The sequence below is a fragment of the Pseudomonas sp. I3-I5 genome, assembly GCF_022699445.1.
GTDB classification, from domain to species: domain Bacteria; phylum Pseudomonadota; class Gammaproteobacteria; order Pseudomonadales; family Pseudomonadaceae; genus Aquipseudomonas; species Aquipseudomonas fulva.
Map to the genome: position 1 here is coordinate 4,283,529 of NZ_CP093940.1, position 18,708 is coordinate 4,302,236.

Here is an 18,708-nt window from a genome sequence, read left to right on the forward strand (position 1 = left end):
GCTCGGGGAGGCGACAGGCTGCGATTCAGCCTGGCCTCCCCTCTTTATATTCAGGCTATGTGGCCGACAGTGTAACACCGGGGCTGCTTCACGCCCCAATCGCGGCGGATCGTCACCCTGACGAGCCGCCGCCACAGGGTTCAGCTCAGGCCGAGCTCGCTCCAGATACGCCGCACCTGGCGGCGCTCATCGACAAACTGCGCTGCATCGATCACCCCGGCCTGCTTCTGCAGCGCCTGGCGGTGAGAGGCAGCGCGAAACGCCTTGTATACCTCGCGCAGCAGCACCGCGTCGGCAGCAGGCATCAACCCCACTTGCTCCAGCTCTTCCAGAATGCGGATGTTATCGGTCCATCGAACCAGGGCCGTATGGTCATGGGACCAGGCCAAAGCGGCGTATTGCACCATAAATTCGATATCGACGATACCGCCCGCATCCTGCTTGATGTCAAAGGGCATACCCGGGTCGAAGGCGTTGGGTGCGGTGCCGGCCACAGTGGCCTTCGTGCCCAGGCTGGCGCGCATCTTGGCGCGCATTTCACTCACTTCGATACGCAGCTTCTCAAGGTCGCGCGGTTGCCCCAGCACGTGCGCCCGCACCTTCTCGAACGCCTGGCCAACCCGCGGGCAACCCACCAGCACGCGCGCGCGGACCAGTGCCTGGTGCTCCCAGGTCCAGGCCTCGCTTTGCTGGTAGCGCTCGAATGCGCCCAGCGAGCTGACCAACAAGCCCGCGGCACCCGAGGGCCGCAGACGCATGTCCACGTCATACAACTGGCCCGAGTTGGTCTGGGTGGTCAGCAGGTGAATGATGCGTTGCCCCAGCCGCGTGAAGAACTGCGCACTGTCGATGGGCTTGGCACCGTCGGTTTCGGCCTGAGGGTCGCCATCGTGGATGAACACCAGGTCCAGGTCCGACCCATGGCCCGTTTCAAGGCCACCGACCTTGCCATAGCCGATGATGACGAATCCCGGGTCGCAGGGGATGCCGTCACTGCCCATGGGTTGACCGTGGCGGGCAACGGTCTGACGCCAGGCCAAGGCAAGCACTTGGTCGAGGATGGCCTCGGCCAGCCACGTCAGGTAGTCGCTGACTTTCATCAACGGCAGGTTGCCACTGATTTCCGAGGCCGCCACGCGCAAGCTGTGCGCCAGCTTGAAGTGACGCAACGCCTCCATTTGCTGCTCCAGATCATCCTCTGGAATGCGCGTGAGGCGCTCGCGCAATTCGCTGGCCAACTCCGGTGCCAGTGGCGGGCTGAACAGGCGGCCTTCATTGAGCAACTCATCGAGCAACAAGGGGTAGCGTGCGATCTGCTCGGCAATCCATGGGCTGGCGGCGCACAGGGTCAGCAGACGGCGCAGGGCACCGGGGTTCTCGGTGAGCAGGACCAGGTAGGCAGAGCGCCGGGCCACGGCTTCGACCAGCGGCAGTACCCGCTCGAGCACCAGGTCGGGGTTCTCGTGCTCGACCGCCTGGGCCAGCAATCGCGGGATGAAGGCATCCAGCCGCTCGCGCCCAAGGCGCTGCATCGAACGCAACTGCGGGCTGGCGCGCAGGGCCGCCAGGCGCCGCAAGGCCTCGCCTGGCAGCGTGAAGCCGGCCTCCTCCAGCTGACGGCCAGCAGCCTCTTCATCCTGGGCCTGCTCCCACAACGGCGACCATTCACCGCCGACCACCAACTCGCCTTCGCTTTCCTCCTCATCGGGATCGGCGATGACCTGCCGGAAGTGCCAGTCGATGCGCTCACGCCACTGACCAAGTTGAGCCTCGAAGGCTTGCCAGTCGGCGTAGCCCAGCATGTAGGCGACTCGGGCCTGATCGGTTTCGTTTTCCGGCAACATTTGCGTCTGGCGGTCGGCGATAGCCTGGATGGCGTGCTCGGTGTAGCGCAGGAATGCATAACCCTCTCGCAGCTCGGTGACCACGGCAGGGGGCAGGTAGCCTTGGCCTTCCAGGGTAGCCAGCACCTTGAGCAAGGGCCGCTGCTGCAAGCTGAGGTCGCGGCCGCCGTGAATCAGCTGGAAGGCCTGGGCGATGAACTCCACTTCGCGAATGCCGCCTGCGCCCAGCTTGATGTTGTCCGCCATGCCCTTGCGCCGCACTTCCTGCTGGATCAGCTGCTTCATGGTGCGCAGGGCCTCGATGGCCGAGAAGTCCAGGTACCGTCGGTAGACGAACGGGCGCAACATTTCCTGCAGCTGGGCGCCGGCAGCCTGATCGCCTGCCACTACCCGGGCCTTGATCATGGCGTAGCGTTCCCAGTCGCGGCCTTGGTCCTGGTAATACTGCTCCAGCGCGTTGAAGCTGAGCACCAGCGCACCGGACGACCCGTACGGGCGCAGGCGCATGTCGACGCGAAACACGAAGCCATCGACCGTGACCGGGTCCAGGGCCTTGATCAGGCGCTGCCCCAGGCGGGTGAAGAACTCCTGATTATCCAGCGAGCGTTTCACGCCTTCGGTTTCGCCGCCTTCGGGGAATGCGAAGATCAAGTCGATGTCCGAGGAAAGGTTCAGCTCCCCCGCTCCCAGCTTGCCCATGCCCAGCACCACCATGTGTTGTGGCTGGCCGCTGCGGTTGCCGATCGGCGTGCCGAATTGCTGGCAGTGGCGTGGATACAGCCACTGGTAGGCCTCATCGATGGCGGCGTCGGCCAAGTCGGAGAGGTCGCGGCAGGTCTCACCGAGATCGGCCTGGCGGGTGATGTCACGCCAGATGATGCGTACCTGCTGGCGGTTGCGTTCGCGACGCAGGTTACGGGCAAGCTCGTCCTCGCTTTGCGCCGCCTGGGCAACCTTGGCCACATGGCCGCGCAGCTCGCCCTGCCCGTAGGCCCGTTCCAGCTCGCCGCTGCCCATCAGGCCGAACAGCAGCCCCGGGTCACGTTGCACCTGGGCGAGCACGAAGTCACTGACCGCCGCCACCTGATCGAACTGCCGAGCATGCTGCTCGCTCCAGCTGCCCAGGTCCAGTTCCGGGTGTGCGGCCACCGCCTCGTGCAGAAACTGTTGGTTGCGCAGGGTCAGTGGTTGAAGAACGGCAGGCAACTGGCGAGGCAAAGGCAGGCGCATGGGCTATCCTTGATCGGCGTGAAATGGATGAGGAAAGGCGGCCAAGGGAAAGCCGGACCACGGTTGGACTGTCATACAAAAGTTGGAAATAGCTGAAAAATTCGAATTCGTGGCATGGAACATCAACAGTTACCCGTTCGTGGAACATTGCCAACCAACATGAACGTTTTTCCTCACAAGCCAGGATGCGACCAAACGTCGCACAAATGTAGTTTTACTACTGTGCCTGTCGTGCAAAAGCATGAAATGCGAAAGCAAATGTAGTAAAACTACACGGCGCCGGACGAAGATCCCGGTAATCCAAGAATTCACGACGTCTGCCCATAAGGCCAGTCGCAATCTCAGGCAATCGATTCTGGTTGCCTTTCCGCCCTGGAGCAAGCCATGCAAGACCTCGATCCAATCGAAACCCAGGAATGGCTGGATGCCCTGGAGTCGGTCCTCGACAAAGAAGGCGAAGACCGCGCTCATTACCTGATGACCCGTATGGGCGAGCTGGCCACCCGCAGTGGCTCCCAGCTGCCGTATGCGATCACCACGCCATACCGCAACACCATCCCTGTCACCCACGAAGCACGCATGCCTGGCGACCTGTTCATGGAACGCCGCATTCGCTCGATGGTGCGTTGGAACGCCCTGGCCATGGTCGTGCGCACCAACCTGAAAGACTCGGACCTGGGCGGACACATCTCCAGCTTCGCCTCCAGCGCCACCCTGTACGATATCGGTTTCAACTACTTCTTCCAGGCACCGACCGAAGAACACGGTGGCGACCTGGTCTTCTACCAGGGCCACGCCTCGCCGGGCGTCTACGCCCGCGCCTTCATGGAAGGCCGCATCAGCGAAGAGCAGATGAACAACTTCCGCCAGGAAGTCGATGGCAACGGTCTGTCCTCGTACCCACACCCTTGGCTGATGCCTGACTTCTGGCAGTTCCCGACCGTTTCGATGGGTCTGGGCCCGATCCAGGCCATCTACCAGGCACGCTTCATGAAGTACCTGGAAGCCCGTGGGTTCATTCCAGCAGGCAAGCAGAAAGTCTGGTGCTTCATGGGCGACGGCGAGTGCGACGAGCCAGAATCCCTGGGCGCGATCGCCCTGGCCGGCCGCGAGAAGCTGGACAACCTGATCTTCGTCATCAACTGCAACCTGCAGCGCCTCGACGGCCCGGTTCGCGGCAACGGCAAGATCATCCAGGAACTCGAAGGCGTGTTCCGCGGCGGTGGCTGGAACGTCAACAAAGTGGTCTGGGGTCGCTTCTGGGATCCGCTGCTGGCCAAGGACACCAACGGTGCCCTGCAGCGCCGCATGGACGAAGTCATCGACGGCGAGTACCAGAACTACAAGGCCAAAGACGGCGCCTACGTGCGTGAGCACTTCTTCAACACCCCAGAGCTCAAGGCCATGGTCGAAGACCTGTCCGACGACGAGATCTGGAAGCTCAACCGCGGCGGCCATGACCCGTACAAGGTCTATGCAGCCTACCACCAGGCGGTCAACCACAAGGACCAGCCTACCGTCATCCTGGCCAAGACCATCAAGGGTTACGGTACCGGTGCCGGCGAAGCCAAGAACACCGCGCACAACACCAAGAAGGTCGATGTCGACAGCCTGCGTCACTTCCGTGACCGCTTCGATATCCCTGTCAAGGATGCGGACTTGGAGAACCTGCCGTTCTACAAGCCCGAAGAAGGTTCGGCCGAGGCCCGTTACCTGGCCGAGCGCCGTGCTGCCCTGGGCGGCTTCGTGCCTCAGCGCCGCGCCAAGAGCTTCAGCGTGCCGACCCCGCCTCTGGAAACCCTCAAGGCGATCCTGGACGGCTCGGGCGACCGTGAAATTTCCACCACCATGGCCTTCGTGCGCATCCTGGCGCAGTTGGTCAAGGACAAGGAAATCGGTCAGCGCATCGTGCCCATCATCCCTGACGAAGCCCGCACCTTCGGCATGGAAGGCATGTTCCGCCAGTTGGGCATCTACTCGTCGGTGGGTCAGCTCTACGAGCCGGTCGACAAGGACCAGGTGATGTTCTACCGCGAGGACAAGAAAGGCCAGATCCTCGAGGAAGGCATCAACGAAGCCGGCGCCATGTCGTCGTTCATCGCTGCCGGTACTTCGTACAGCTGCCACAACCAACCGATGCTGCCGTTCTACATCTTCTACTCGATGTTCGGCTTCCAGCGTATCGGCGACCTGGCCTGGGCCGCTGGCGACAGCCGCACCCGTGGCTTCCTGATCGGCGGCACCGCCGGCCGTACCACACTCAACGGCGAAGGCCTGCAGCACGAGGACGGTCACAGCCACATGATGGCCGGTACCATCCCGAACTGCCGCACCTATGATCCGACCTACGGCTACGAGCTGGCGGTGATCATCCAGGACGGCATGAAGAAGATGACCGAAGAGCAACAGGACATCTTCTACTACATCACCGTGATGAACGAGTCCTACCAGCAGCCCGCCATTCCGGCCGGTGCCGAGGAAGGCATCATCAAGGGCATGTACCTGCTCGAGGAAGACACCCGCGAAGCCGCACACCACGTGCAGCTGATGGGTTCGGGCACCATCCTGCGCGAAGTGCGCGAAGCGGCGAAGATTCTGCGTGAAGAGTTCAACGTCGGGGCCGACGTGTGGAGCGTCACCAGCTTCAACGAACTGCGTCGCGACGGCCTGGCCGTGGAACGTGCCAACCGTCTCAAGCCTGGCCAGAAGCCACAGCAGACCTACGTCGAGCAGTGCCTGAGCGGCCGCAAGGGGCCGGTCATCGCGTCCACCGACTACATGAAGCTGTTCGCCGAGCAGATCCGCCAGTGGGTGCCGAGCAAAGAGTTCAAGGTCCTGGGTACCGACGGTTACGGTCGCAGCGACAGCCGCAAGAAGCTGCGTCACTTCTTCGAAGTAGACCGTCACTTCGTGGTACTGGCTGCCCTGGAAGCGCTGGCTGACCGTGGCGAGATCGAACCCAAGGTTGTGGCTGACGCCATCGTCAAGTTCGGCATCGACCCGGACAAGCGCAACCCATTGGACTGCTGAGGAGTATTTTTAAGTGAGCGAACTCATTCGCGTACCTGACATCGGCAGCGGTGAAGGTGAAATCATCGAGCTGTTCGTCAAGGTCGGTGATCGTATCGAGGCTGATCAAAGCCTGCTGACCCTGGAGTCCGACAAGGCCTCCATGGAGATTCCGGCGCCCAAGGCCGGTATCGTCAAGGAACTGAAGGTCAAGCTGGGCGATCGCCTGAAAGAAGGCGACGAGCTCCTGGTTCTGGAAGCCGAGGGAGCCGCTGATGCGGCCCCTGAGGCACCTGCCGCCGAGCAGAAGCCCGCACAGGCTGAAGCGGCCGCACCGGCGCCTGCTGCCCAAGCAGCGCCAGCGCCTGCTGCCGCCCCGGCTGCTGCCAGCGTGCAGGACATCCACGTGCCGGACATTGGCTCGTCGGGCAAGGCCAAGATCATCGAAGTGCTGGTCAAGGCAGGCGATACCGTCGAAGCCGATCAATCGCTGATCACCCTGGAGTCCGACAAGGCCTCCATGGAAATCCCGTCGCCTGCTGCTGGCGTGGTCAAGGAAGTCATTGCCAAGCTTGACGACGAAGTGGGCACAGGCGACCTGATCCTCAAGCTTGAAATCGCAGGCGCAGCGCCTGCCGCGGCGCAGGCTCCGGCCGCCGCTGCACCGGCCAAGGCCGAGGCCGCACCCGCCGCCGCTGCCCCTGCCGCCGCCCCTGCTGCTGCCCCGGCTGCCGCTACCCCTGCGCCAGCCGCAACCGCCCCGGCTGCCGGCAACAACGCCAAGGTGCACGCCGGCCCAGCCGTGCGTCAGCTGGCCCGTGAATTTGGCGTAGAGCTCGGTGCCGTGGCAGCGACCGGCCCACATGGCCGCATCCTGAAAGAAGACGTGCAGGTTTACGTCAAGGCCATGATGCAGAAGGCCAAGGAAGCGCCGGCAGCTGCCGGTGCAACCGGCGGCGCTGGCATTCCGCCGATTCCGGTGGTCGATTTCAGCAAGTTCGGTGAAGTCGAAGAAGTGGCCATGACCCGCCTGATGCAGGTCGGTGCTGCCAACCTGCACCGCAGCTGGCTGAACGTGCCTCACGTCACCCAGTTCGATTCGGCTGACATCACCGAGCTCGAAGCCTTCCGCGTGGCCCAGAAAGCCGTCGCCGAAAAGGCCGGCGTCAAGCTGACCGTCCTGCCGCTGTTGCTCAAGGCCTGCGCCTTCCTGCTCAAGGAACTGCCAGACTTCAACAGCTCGCTGGCACCAAGCGGCAAAGCGGTCATCCGCAAGAAATACGTGCACATCGGCTTTGCCGTGGACACGCCCGACGGCCTGCTGGTACCGGTGATCAAGAACGTCGACCAGAAGAGCCTGCTGCAGCTGGCTGCCGAAGCGGCTGCACTGGCCGAGAAGGCGCGTACCAAGAAGCTGTCGGCGGACGAGATGCAGGGCGCCTGCTTCACCATCTCCAGCCTCGGCCATATTGGCGGCACCGGCTTCACGCCGATCGTCAACGCCCCTGAGGTGGCCATCCTGGGCGTCTCCAAGGCGACCATGCAGCCTGTCTGGGACGGCAAGGCCTTCCAGCCCAAGCTGATGCTGCCGCTGTCGCTGTCGTACGATCACCGTGTGATCAACGGCGCTGCCGCTGCGCGCTTCACCAAGCGTCTGGGCGATGTGCTGGGCGATATCCGCACCATGCTGCTGTAAGGCAGCGCACTGCCCCTCCCGGTGAGGGGCAGTCTCTTTTTCGAGCTGCCACGCTCGTACCTCAACCCCGTCGATTGACGGGGCTTTTTTTGCCTGGCGCAAAGTGGGCGCTGTGCGGGGACATGATGGCCCCGGTGCGCGTCGGCGTTGCCGATCATCGTTGCACAGCCGCTCTGAACAGCCGTCCTACAGATTCCGTACCCTCGGCCGATAACCTTGTTACAGCTTCGTACATGGCCGCTTGCCAGCTATAGGGACATGATGCAACCTTGCCAGATTCGACGCGGTCCAACGCGCGCGTTCCCTCTTCAAGCGAGTTTTCGATGAAAAGCCAACCCGATGCTGGCAACCGTGTGACGGGCGAGGTCGTCACGCAGTTACCCGTGCCCTCGCGGTTGGGCATGCTGCGCTTCGAAAGGCTCAATGAAGCCAGTTGGTCGTTGCTCTACCTGGACCCGGCCTGCGAGCGCCAGTTCGGCGTTCATGCCAGTGACCTCTGCGCGCTGGTCGATGCCCCTTACGCCAGCCTCATGGAACCTGAGGCCCGCTACCGGCTGCATGACGACATCCAGCTGCAACTGTCGCAACGCGGCTACTACCGCGTGCGCTACACCCTGCACACGCCAGGCGCTTCCGTGCGCATGCTGGAGGTCGGCGAAGCCTTCAAACAGCACGCCCGGCAGTTGCTGTGCGGCTACCTGAGCGTACTGGACGATCACCCGGAAGACACGGGCGAGACCGCCAGCGACCTGGAGTCACGCAACAACCGCCTGCAACTGGCCCTGCAACTGAACCAGCGTGCCCAACGTGAGCAGCTCGAGCACCTGGAGCGCGTACGCAGCCAGCAAGACCTGATCCTGCGCCTGGCCCGTCAACGCTACAGCGCCGAGAACTCGTTGCTCGAAGCCGCCGAACTGATCACCCGTAGCGCCTGTGAGATCTACAAGATCGACTGCGCCGGTATCTGGCACCTGGAAGGCCATCGGCTTGAGCCGATCACCGCCTGGTACAGCGATGTGCAAGCGCACCGGCAACCCCAGGCAATCGACGCCAGCCATTTCCCGGATTACCTCGAGGCCCTGCATGCCAGCCGTGCGATCGATGCGCACAACGCTGGGCACGATCCCCGTACACGTGCGTTGATGCAGAGCCTGGGGCCTGGCAACAAGGCCATGCTCGATGCCAGCATTCGCGTCGATGGCCAGGTGGTGGGCGTGTTGTGCCTGGAACAGGCCGGCCAGCCACGGGCCTGGCAGTCCGATGAGATCGCCTTTGCCGGCGAGCTGGCCGACCAGTTCGCCCAGGTCATTACCAATCACAACCGCCGCGCGGCGGCCAGTGCGCTGCACCTGTTCCAACGCGCCGTGGAGCAGAGCGCCAGCGCCTTCCTGCTGGTGAACCGGGATGGGCAGGTCGAGTATGTGAACCCGAGCTTCACCGCCATCACCCAATACAGCACCGAGGAAGTGCAAGGACGTCACCTGGGTGAACTGCCCGCCCTTGAGAACCTCAACGAGCTGCTGTTCGATTCGCCTTCGAGCCTGGCCATGGGTAATAGCTGGCAGGGTGAATTCAAGAGCCGGCGCAAGAACCTGGAACCCTACTGGGGGCAGCTGTCGATCTCCAAGGTGTATGGTGACAACCGCGAGCTGACCCACTACATCGGCATCTACGAAGACGTCACCCAGAGCAAGCTGGCCCAGCAGCGCATCGAGCGGCTGGCCTACACCGACAACCTGACCAACCTGGGCAACCGTCCGGCGTTCATCCGCAGCCTGGACGAATGCTTCGCCCGGGATGTGCAGAATCCGATGTGCCTGCTGCTGGTGGACATCGACAATTTCAAGCGCATCAACGACAGTCTCGGCCATCACACGGGCGACAAGTTGCTTATCAGCCTGGCCAGGCGCCTGCGCAACAGCCTGCATGCCGGCGGTATCCTGGCCCGTTTTGCCAGCAACGAATTCGCCGTGCTGCTCGACGACACCAGCCTGGAGGCTGGCCAGGGGGTTGCCCAGCAATTGTTGCGCACCCTCGACAAGCCGATGTTCGTCGATAACCAGCTGATCAATGTCACAGCATCGGTGGGCCTAGCCAGCGCTCCCCAGCATGGTGCCGACCCCACTAGCCTGATGAAGAATGCCGGGTTGGCGCTGCACAAGGCCAAGGCCAACGGCAAACACCAGGTGCAGGTGTTCACCGAGGTCCTCAACGCCGAGGCCAGCTACAAACTGTTCGTCGAAAACAACCTGCGCCGCGCATTGACCCAGAACGAGCTGGACGTGTTCTATCAGCCCAAGCTGTGCCTGCGCAGCGGCCGGCTGCTGGGCCTGGAGGCACTGTTGCGCTGGAACCATCCCGAGCGGGGCATGATCCGGCCTGACCAGTTCATCAGCGTGGCCGAAGAAACCGGTTTGATCATCCCCATTGGCAAATGGGTGGTGCGCCAATCGTGCCGCATGAGCAACGAACTGCGTGCAGCGGGGCTTGGCAATCTGCACGTCGCGATCAACCTGTCGCCCAAGCAGTTTTCCGACCCTGATCTGGTCGCCTCGATCAGCAGCATCATCAGGGAAGAAGGCTTGCCTGCGCACCAACTGGAGCTGGAGCTGACCGAAGGGTTGCTGCTCGAAGCCAGTGAGGACACCCATCGGCAACTCGACGAGCTCAAAGCCTTGGGCCTGACCCTGGCCATGGATGACTTCGGCACCGGTTATTCCTCGCTCAGCTACCTGAAGAAATTCCCGATCGACATCCTCAAGATCGACCGCAGCTTCATCAAGGACATCCCCGACAACCAGGACGACATGGAAATCACCTCGGCGGTGATCGCCATGGCCCACAACCTCAAGCTGAAGGTGGTAGCCGAAGGCATTGAAACCCCTGCGCAGCTGGGTTTCCTGCGTCGACACCGGTGTGACATCGGGCAGGGCTATCTGTTTGACCGACCTATTCCGGGGCGAGAGCTGGCAGAGCGCCTGCAACGCTATCCGCGAGGTCCAGCCGCCTGACAGCGGCGCAAAGCTCGGGCACACTTGAAACCATTCGGGCTACATCGCGAGCAGGCCCGTCCCCACCAGGATCACGCAGGTCATGTGATCGGGAACGGACTTGTCGGCGATGGCCCTGAAGCTATCCAACTGAATAGACACAGAGGAACGGCCATGGTCCTGCGTTCGGAAATACTGGTGAACAAAAACGTCATGCCCACTGCGGAGCAGGCCCTGCCTGGCCGCGAAACGCCGATGAGCCTGCCCGAGTTCCACTACGTGTTCGAGGAAACGCCGCTGCTCGGGCCATTCTTCGAAGATGTGGATTTCGCCATTTTCGGCCTGGGGTGTTTCTGGGGCGCAGAGCGTCGATTCTGGCAGCGTGAGGGTGTGGTCAGTACCGTGGTGGGTTATGCCGGCGGCTTTACTCCGAACCCTACCTACGAAGAGGTCTGCTCAGGCCTGACCGGGCACACCGAAGTTGTGCTGGTGGTCTTCGACAAGAGCAAAGTGAGATACAGTGAACTGCTGGCCATGTTCTGGGAACTGCACAACCCGACCCAGGGCATGCGCCAGGGCAACGATGTCGGCACGCAGTACCGCTCGGCCATCTACTGCACGAGCCCAGAGCAGCTCGAGCAGGCCCAGTCCAGCCGCGAGGCCTTCCAGGCCGAGCTGGACAAGGCTGGCTTCGGTCAGATCACCACCGAAATCGACAAAGCACCCACTGTGTACTTCGCCGAGGCCTACCACCAGCAATACCTGGCCAAGAACCCGGACGGCTATTGCGGTATCGGCGGGACGGGCGTGTGCATGCCGGCCAGCTTGCAAGGGAATTGAGCATGAGCACTATGACCCTGTTCCACTCGCCCCTGTCGCCATTCGTGCGCAAGGTCATGGTGGTATTGCACGAAACCGGCCAATTGGACCGAGTGGCACTGCAGCCTGTGAACATCAGCCCAGTCAACGGTGACGAGCAGCTCAACGCCGGCAATCCCATCGGCAAGATTCCGGCGCTGCGCCTGGCCGACGGAACCGTGCTGCATGACAGCCGGGTGATCTGCGAGTACCTGGATCAGCAACATGTGGGGTTGCCACTGCTGCCCCGGGAAGGCTCGGCTCGCTGGCGGCGCATGACGCTGGCCTCCCAGGCGGATGCCATTCTGGATGCAGCCGTCTCGAGCCGCTACGAAACGTTCGTGCGACCCGTCGAGAAACGTTGGGATGGGTGGTTGGAGGCGCAGGGGGACAAGATCCGCCGCAGCCTGGCCAACCTCGAACAGGCCCACCTGGCGGAGCTGATGTCGGGATTCGATTTGGCAGCAATCGGCGTGGCTTGCGCATTGGGGTACCTGGACTTGCGTCAGCCAGCGTTTGGCTGGCGTGAGCGCCAGCCTGGGCTGGCGGCCTGGTACGCCGAGGTGAGCACACGGCCGTCAATGGTCGCCACCGCACCCGATGCCTGAACAGAAGGCTATTGCCGTCAAGCCGGCTCGTGTAGAAGCGATCCGGCGCCCCTGTAGGCGTGCGTCAGCGGCGATGCGCCCGTTCATGCAACGATAATCAGCAGTCAGGCTTGCCAGCGGTAAATCGTTTGGCAGGGTTCACCGCGCCTTTGAACTCGCGCAACGCCTTGGCACCCACCAACAGTGGGTAATTGAAGTTGCTGCGATCCACCAGGTTGACCTCCACGGTTCGCTTCACGTCTCCCAGGCACAGTTCCAGGTCCACCACTGGCCGCTTGGCGCTCTCGGGTGCATCGCCCTCATCCTCATCATCGGCACGGCCCTTGATCTTGCTGATGCGCGAGACCTGGTGCTCGTAAACCTTGTCGTCGGCATCCTTGGTTGCCAAACGGAAACGTACCCACTCCTGCCCATCGCGGGTGAACAGCTCGATGTCCTTGGCAGACAGTGACGCCGTATAGGCGCCAGTATCCATCTTGGCCTTGAGCGTCTGGCCAATCTCCGGCAGCGCGATATTCTCGTAACGCCCGTACAGCGTAGGCTCGGCGGCCATCACCGGTAGCGTCAACAGGGTCAGCACGGCAAACAGTGATTTCACAAGCAAGCTTCCTTGATCGATTTACGGGTTAGACCGCACAGGCAGCCCAGGTTCGCGGTCCAAAGCCTAACCAACATAATGTGAAACATTTGTCCGTGCCGCCGGGCATTGGAGGTTTGGCGTAGTTCGCAACCCTGCTTATCATTGCCGATCGTTATGGTTCTGACAGAAAGAGTCTCCTTATGCGTCGCGTGCTGACCGGCATACTTACAGCCACCTTGCTGCTGCTCAATACCTTGGTGTTGATCGGGCCCCTGCTGGTGTTCGCCTTGTTCAAACTGGTGCTACCTGGTCGTGGGCGAGACCATGCATCAGGGGCTGTAATGTGGGTGGCCGAAACCTGGTCGGAAATCGACAAAGCCATCTTTGCCTTGTGCACCCCCACACAATGGGACATTCGCGGCATCGAAAACCTGCGCCGTGACACCTCGTACCTTGCGATCAGCAATCATCAGAGCTGGGTGGACATTCCCGCCTTGATCGAGAGCCTCAACCGGCGCACACCCTTCTTCAAGTTCTTCCTGAAAAAGGAATTGATCTGGGTGCCGCTGCTGGGCCTGGCATGGTGGGGCCTGGACTATCCCTTCATGAAACGCTACAGCAAAGCCTTTCTGGAGAAGCACCCCGAGCTCAAGGGCAAGGATCTGGAAATCACCAAGGCTGCCTGCGAGCTGTTCAAGCGCCAACCGGTGACCGTGGTCAATTACCTGGAGGGCACCCGCTTCACCGAGGCCAAGCGCCAGGAGCAGCAATCACCCTACCGCCATCTGTTAAAGCCCAAGGCCGGAGGCGTGGCGTTCGTACTCGCAGCGCTGGGTGAGCAGCTCGATGCATTGCTGGACGTCACAATCGTCTACCCCGGCGACAAGGCGCCAGGTTTCTGGGACTTGCTCAATGGCAGTGTCAGCCGGGTAATTATCGACATTCAGGTGCGTGAGCTCGCCCCAGCGTTGTGGGCCGGCGACTACGAGAGCGATCCTGTTTTCCGCCAGACAGTACAGGCGTGGGTAAACCAGCTGTGGCTGGAAAAGGATGAACGGATCGAGCAGTTGCGTTGGGAATAAGGGACGTTGTTGCCTGTAATGGCTATGGCGCCGGCATGCTGGGTCCTGCGGGGTCATGACGGCGCGCGGGGCATCCAGGCGATAGGCGCATTGGACGCTTGGACACCCTGCCAATGAGAGTCCGGCGTCTATTCGGCCCCTGATACTTCTTGTCACACACCCCTTTTGTGGATAAAGATCGATCACAGCACAACTACAAAAATGTCTGGATCGACCGATGACCCACCCATCAAGCTCCGCCCCGCCCCAACTGCGTCGTGTTCTGGGCCTCCCTGCCCTGGTGTTCTTTGGCCTGGTGTACATGGTCCCACTGACCATTTTCACTACCTACGGCATCGTCACCGAGCTAACCGGTGGCCGTACGGCAACCGCCTATCTGATCACGCTGATGGCCATGCTGTTCACAGCCGCGTCCTACAGCTTTATGGTCAAACGCTTCCCGGTCGCGGGTTCGGCGTACTCCTACACCCACATGGCTTTTGGCCAGAACGTAGGCTTTCTGGCGGGCTGGTCGCTGCTGCTCGACTATCTGTTTCTGCCGATGATCAACTACCTGCTCATCGGCCTGTTCCTGAATATCGCCTTTCCAGCGGTGCCGGCCTGGGCGTTCGTACTCGCCTGCATCAGCTTGGTGACCGTGCTCAACGTGGTTGGTATCAGCTCGGTGGCCAAGACCAGCAATCTGATCGTGGGCGCGCAGATCGTCTTCATTGGTGTGTTCATCGCGCTGTCCTGGCAGTCCCTCAGCGACGGCCACCCCATCGACTGGCTGGCGCCGCTGCAAGGTGACGGTAGCGCACCCGGCTTTGGTCCGATGATGGCCGGCGCGGCAGTGCTGTGCCTGTCGTTCCTGGGGTTCGATGCCGTTTCCACCCTGGCCGAGGAAAGCCGCAATGCTCGGCGTGATGTGCCTCGGGCGATCATCCTCACCACGCTGTTCGCCGGCCTGCTGTTCACCGTGCTGGCCTATGTGAGCCAGTTGGTGCTGCCGGGCAGCACCTTCGCCAATGCCGATGCTGCTGCAAACGAGGTCATGCTCAAGGCGGGCGGCCAGTTCCTGGCCAACTTCTTCACGGCCGCTTATGTCGCCGGTAGCCTCGGCTCGGCCTTGGCCTCCCAGGCCGCAGTGTCGCGCATCCTCTACACCATGGGCCGGGACCGGGTGCTGCCCCCGCGCACCTTCGGCCACCTGTCGCCACGCCTCGGCACACCGGTATTCGCCATCGCGGTGGTATCGGCGTTCTCACTGCTGGCGCTGGTAATCGACTTGTCCACCCTCGCCTCGCTGATCAGCTTCGGCGCCTTGGTGGCGTTCTCGGCGGTGAACCTGGCGGTGGTGAAGACCCACCTGATGGACGATGCCAGCCAGCGCAATACCAAGGGGTTGCTGAGCTATGGCGTGGTGCCACTGGTGGGGTTGGGGCTGACGCTGTGGCTGTGGACCAGCCTGTCGGCGCTGACGCTGGTGATCGGGCTGTGCTGGTTCGCGCTGGGCCTTGCCTACCTGGCCGTCCTGACCGCCGGCTTCCGCCGCCCGGTGCGGCTGGTGGATTTCAGCGAAGCTGCCTGATCCAATGATCTGGCGGCCTGCGCTGGCTGTTGTGGAGCGGACGCGTGTCGCGAAAGGGCCGCGCCAGCCTTCACCATCTACCTGGATTGTCCATACCGTGCCCTAGACCGAAGGCTGGTTCAAGGGCGCTGGTGCGGTCCACAAGCTACCCAGGTTCTGCAACAACGACCCTGCAATGCCCTGTTGGCCGAGGTATTGCAGAATCAACGGCGCAAACTGCCCGATCATCCCGGCATCCATCCCCAGCGCCTTGAATGCACTGTACAAGTCGCTGCGGTTTTCCACGTTGTTGCCCAGCGCGTTGCTCAATGCCGACTGGCTTTCGCTATTCTTGCCCAGTATTTCACCCCACCCGCCCAACTCACCCAGCGCATTGGCCCCAGCCAACAGGTCCAGCCCAGGCACCGCTTTGGTCAACTGGCCATATTCCTCAGTGCTGAGGTTGTTACGTGCCATCCCTAGCATCGCCCCCGCCCCGCCCACGGCCTGTTCGGGGGTGATGTTCAATTGGCTGCCCAGGGTATTGAGCAGATTGGCCTGGGCCGCAGGAGCCTGCACCTGGCCTTGTTGCTTCTGGTTCTGCATGGCAGAGACGGCGTTGGCGGCGTCGCTGAGGTTGAAGGCGAACACCGGGCTTGCGGCCAGGGTCATCAGGGTCGCCAGGGTGAATGCTTTCATCGGGAGGGACCTCGTAGGCCGGGATGGCCTGGGAAACGAGGCATTCGACTGGGGTTTGGGGGATTTGTTCCTATCCGACTGTCGACGCAGATGTTCACCCGTACCGTATCCATCACCTGTTACTTCTGCCAGTAGCGGCATACGGAGATCACCGGGATACTCAGAGCAGCCGCTTTAAAAGAGCGAGAGCTATGCGCATTCTGACAGGAGCACACCCGTATGAAAAAGACGTCGGACCGCACGTTATTCTGCCTATGGCTTCTGCGCAACACTCCAGCCAGCAAAAATCTTACTTGGATTCAACGGCCAGGCCATAGAGCAGTTCACAAAGTATTATCAGCTGGGCGTCGGTTATCGTAGCTATGCACCGTCACTTCTACGTTTTCTAAGTCCTGACAGTCTGTCCCCCTTTGGCGAAGGCGGGATTAATGCATACAACTACTGCGCTGGTGATCCGGTTAATTTTCAGGATCCTACGGGACATATGCCGAGGCCGATTACTAAAGTCGGTCTACTCCCGAGATACAAGGGACTCGGGCCGACAGCCAAACTGGCGCTCGTCAAAAAATCGCTTAATACTTCTACACCCCGACCGGGTAAACAACCAACAATAAAGCCGGCAGGCACTGCTCCTCAGCCAAAGCACAAACCACCTCGAGCTTCAGAGGTCCCAACCCTGTCTATCAGTACAAATCCTGAGCAGCTCTCGAGCTTACCAGGGGTTAGCAGTTCACATGGTTCTTCCCGAGCGCGTAGCGTCCTTGATGACTACGTAAGTGATATTAACATCAACATCAAAAAAATTAAGGATGGTGCAGCGAAAGCGGGAAGAGCACTAATGCGCGACGAGCAAAATTCAATTGATCACTTCAGACGTGAAATTGAGTCCACGCGTCCAGCCTGGAGCTCTTCGAATGCCGACAGCGGTAGTCACCCACCAGAAGCGAACGCAAAGATCCGTGAAGACAGATTGTTATATTAGGTAATGCCCAACCGGACCAGCGGATCAGCGCGCCTAACGCCGCCAGTTTTCCGATTTTTCCGCTTACTTGTAGGACGTTTCAGAAATATGCTTCCAAGCCGTTTAAGCCGTTGCGGTGATCCGGGATGGGCTCTAGTCTCGGCCGGTCGTTGCAAAATCAGCGACCGGCTTTAACAGGCCGCCTTCGTCAAACACATGGCTTAACCTCTATGGCAGCTGTGCATGGGGCACTTCACGTGCGCCGGGTTTTGTTTGACCTACCGGTCTGTCAACCCATGTACAGCTGCCGCCTTCTTGTTTGACAGCAGGCTGGTTGTGGCCCCACTACAGGTCATTCCTCACGCTTAAAATCGTATATGCACGGGATTTGACCATTGACGGCCTGATGGACAACAAGCCGCAGTTGCTTTGGGCTTCGCATTATCTAAGCGCGCTGGCCAAGGCGCTGTTGGACGATGCGGAGTTGGGGATGATGCGCTGAGTGATGGCTAGGGCGGGCTGGCCTCTTCGCGGGCGGGCCCGCTCCTACAGGTTCCGTGTGAGCTTCCAAAGCTGTCATTTCTGCCAGTACCTAAATCCCTGTGGCTGTTCAGAATGGGCTTAGAGCAACCTCCATTCACCCCGCACGGCAGGGAGTTGAACCATGAGCAAAGCACCGAACAGTTCGCTTTTATTCTACCAAGGCAACAAGCTGAGTACCGTCCGGGAGGACGCCGTCACTCGTACGATCCTGCGCGGCGCTGAAGCGCCTTTGGCAGAACAACTCACGGGGGCCACAACAACCGCCGGGCTGCTGACAACCGACGACAAGGGTTCTGTGCTCTCTGTGCTGAGCGACGATGAGGAGCCTCCCCACAGCTATTCAGCTTACGGACATGATCCCACCTTGCCTTCAACGCGAGTGGCGACAGGCTTTAATGGTGAGGCGTTGGAACCAACTGCCAGATGCTATCTACTGGGGCAAGGATACCGCGCTTACTCTCCTAGCCTTGGCAGATTTATCGCAGCAGACAGTCTCAGCCCCTTTGGCGAAGGCGGCCTGAATAGCTACGCCTACTGTACGAACGACCCGGTGAACGCGGTCGATCCCTCAGGCCATGTCACGCTCGTTATTGAAATTTTCAAACAAATCAAGCGACAGCCCACAACGACTGTAATCAGGCTTACAGCGGGTAGCAACGTGCCGCCCTCGACGAAGATCGTGAAACAAGGGAACAGCAAGTATTACTCAAAAACCTGGCAGCCGGATACCCTCTACCGATATGAAACTCGAACGCTTAACCGCGTACCGGTAAACCAGGATCTGGGCGGTGGAAAAGGGGCCATATTGAAGGAAAATTTGGCCCGATATAAAGCCAATGAAAAAGATCTACGGACGTTGCAAACGTTACAAGATCTACTTCCGACGGAAGCGGGTGGACTGCACCTCAACACACTGGTGGAACGACAGCGCGGTATGTTGAACGAGGGTGGAAGACTGCTGAAGAGCGCATTGGATCCTCAGGACCTTACCACTCATATCCGTGGTAACCCCAGAACGACTCAGGGCGAATGATCCAGCCAAACGCAAAACGCCACGCA

The 18,708-nt window shown here is 61.0% G+C and carries 11 protein-coding genes and 2 pseudogenes; 10 read left to right on the top strand and 3 right to left on the bottom strand.

Annotated features, from left to right (window positions below; translation table 11 throughout):
• Nucleotides 1–140: 140 nt before the first annotated feature.
• Nucleotides 141–3,074: a bifunctional [glutamate--ammonia ligase]-adenylyl-L-tyrosine phosphorylase/[glutamate--ammonia-ligase] adenylyltransferase gene (gene glnE / locus MOP87_RS19205; RefSeq protein WP_242809901.1), complete on the bottom strand. Its 2,934-nt coding sequence runs from the start codon at nt 3,072–3,074 to the stop codon at nt 141–143.
• 384 nt (nt 3,075–3,458) lie between these two features.
• Here glnE and aceE point away from each other — a divergent pair, with 384 nt between their 5' ends.
• The 5 genes from aceE (at nt 3,459) to MOP87_RS19230 (ending at nt 12,235) form a co-directional block, all read left to right on the top strand.
• Nucleotides 3,459–6,104 (top strand): pyruvate dehydrogenase (acetyl-transferring), homodimeric type, encoded by a 2,646-nt coding sequence (gene aceE, locus MOP87_RS19210; RefSeq protein ID WP_027913579.1) that lies wholly within the window; start codon nt 3,459–3,461, stop codon nt 6,102–6,104.
• A 13-nt stretch (nt 6,105–6,117) separates the two neighbouring features.
• Nucleotides 6,118–7,779, top strand: coding sequence for a dihydrolipoyllysine-residue acetyltransferase (gene aceF / locus MOP87_RS19215; protein ID WP_028686650.1), 1,662 nt, complete (start codon nt 6,118–6,120; stop codon nt 7,777–7,779).
• Nucleotides 7,780–8,102: 323 nt separating this feature from the next.
• Entirely contained in the window at nt 8,103–10,790 is a 2,688-nt protein-coding gene (locus tag MOP87_RS19220) for a GGDEF and EAL domain-containing protein (RefSeq protein ID WP_027913577.1), read from the top strand.
• Between the two features lie 153 nt (nt 10,791–10,943).
• Entirely contained in the window at nt 10,944–11,609 is a 666-nt protein-coding gene (msrA, locus tag MOP87_RS19225) for a peptide-methionine (S)-S-oxide reductase MsrA (protein ID WP_028686652.1), read from the top strand.
• A gap of 2 nt (nt 11,610–11,611) precedes the next feature.
• The gene (locus MOP87_RS19230; RefSeq protein WP_028686653.1) at nt 11,612–12,235 is read left to right on the top strand and encodes a glutathione S-transferase; all 624 of its coding nucleotides are present in this window, start codon (nt 11,612–11,614) and stop codon (nt 12,233–12,235) included.
• Nucleotides 12,236–12,332: 97 nt separating this feature from the next.
• On the opposite strand, the gene MOP87_RS19235 is transcribed toward MOP87_RS19230, so the two are convergent.
• Entirely contained in the window at nt 12,333–12,833 is a 501-nt protein-coding gene (locus MOP87_RS19235) for an ATP-dependent zinc protease (protein ID WP_028686654.1), read from the bottom strand.
• Nucleotides 12,834–13,015: 182 nt separating this feature from the next.
• Here MOP87_RS19235 and MOP87_RS19240 point away from each other — a divergent pair, with 182 nt between their 5' ends.
• Nucleotides 13,016–13,897, top strand: coding sequence for an acyltransferase (locus tag MOP87_RS19240; RefSeq protein WP_145278938.1), 882 nt, complete (start codon nt 13,016–13,018; stop codon nt 13,895–13,897).
• 217 nt (nt 13,898–14,114) lie between these two features.
• Nucleotides 14,115–15,467 carry an APC family permease gene (locus MOP87_RS19245; protein ID WP_088522852.1) on the top strand — a complete coding sequence of 451 codons (1,353 nt, stop codon included), beginning with the start codon at nt 14,115–14,117 and terminating at the stop codon, nt 15,465–15,467.
• 102 nt (nt 15,468–15,569) lie between these two features.
• Here MOP87_RS19245 and MOP87_RS19250 read toward each other — a convergent pair whose 3' ends face one another.
• Entirely contained in the window at nt 15,570–16,145 is a 576-nt protein-coding gene (locus MOP87_RS19250) for a DUF2780 domain-containing protein (protein WP_049695333.1), read from the bottom strand.
• A 289-nt stretch (nt 16,146–16,434) separates the two neighbouring features.
• Here MOP87_RS19250 and MOP87_RS19255 point away from each other — a divergent pair.
• The 3 genes and pseudogenes from MOP87_RS19255 to MOP87_RS19265 form a co-directional block, all read left to right on the top strand.
• Nucleotides 16,435–16,629: pseudogene (locus tag MOP87_RS19255) on the top strand (RHS repeat-associated core domain-containing protein); the annotation flags it as partial.
• Nucleotides 16,630–17,476: 847 nt separating this feature from the next.
• Nucleotides 17,477–17,608 (top strand): annotated as a pseudogene (locus tag MOP87_RS19260) (DUF3077 domain-containing protein); the annotation flags it as partial.
• Nucleotides 17,609–17,770: 162 nt separating this feature from the next.
• Nucleotides 17,771–18,682, top strand: a complete 912-nt coding sequence (locus MOP87_RS19265; RefSeq protein ID WP_197874367.1) for an RHS repeat-associated core domain-containing protein — start codon at nt 17,771–17,773, stop codon at nt 18,680–18,682.
• The last annotated feature ends 26 nt before the right edge of the window (nt 18,683–18,708 follow it).

What these genes read in the sequence shown, in the direction of transcription:
- MOP87_RS19220 (WP_027913577.1), top strand. Translation starts at nt 8,103, where the DNA reads ATGAAAAGCCAACCCGATGCTGGCAACCGTGTGACGGGCGAGGTCGTC.
- MOP87_RS19245 (WP_088522852.1), top strand. Translation starts at nt 14,115, where the DNA reads ATGACCCACCCATCAAGCTCCGCCCCGCCCCAACTGCGTCGTGTTCTG.
- aceE (WP_027913579.1), top strand. Translation starts at nt 3,459, where the DNA reads ATGCAAGACCTCGATCCAATCGAAACCCAGGAATGGCTGGATGCCCTG.
- glnE (WP_242809901.1), bottom strand. Translation starts at nt 3,074, where the DNA reads ATGCGCCTGCCTTTGCCTCGCCAGTTGCCTGCCGTTCTTCAACCACTG.
- MOP87_RS19230 (WP_028686653.1), top strand. Translation starts at nt 11,612, where the DNA reads ATGAGCACTATGACCCTGTTCCACTCGCCCCTGTCGCCATTCGTGCGC.
- MOP87_RS19250 (WP_049695333.1), bottom strand. Translation starts at nt 16,145, where the DNA reads ATGAAAGCATTCACCCTGGCGACCCTGATGACCCTGGCCGCAAGCCCG.
- msrA (WP_028686652.1), top strand. Translation starts at nt 10,944, where the DNA reads ATGGTCCTGCGTTCGGAAATACTGGTGAACAAAAACGTCATGCCCACT.
- MOP87_RS19240 (WP_145278938.1), top strand. Translation starts at nt 13,016, where the DNA reads ATGCGTCGCGTGCTGACCGGCATACTTACAGCCACCTTGCTGCTGCTC.
- MOP87_RS19265 (WP_197874367.1), top strand. Translation starts at nt 17,771, where the DNA reads ATGAGCAAAGCACCGAACAGTTCGCTTTTATTCTACCAAGGCAACAAG.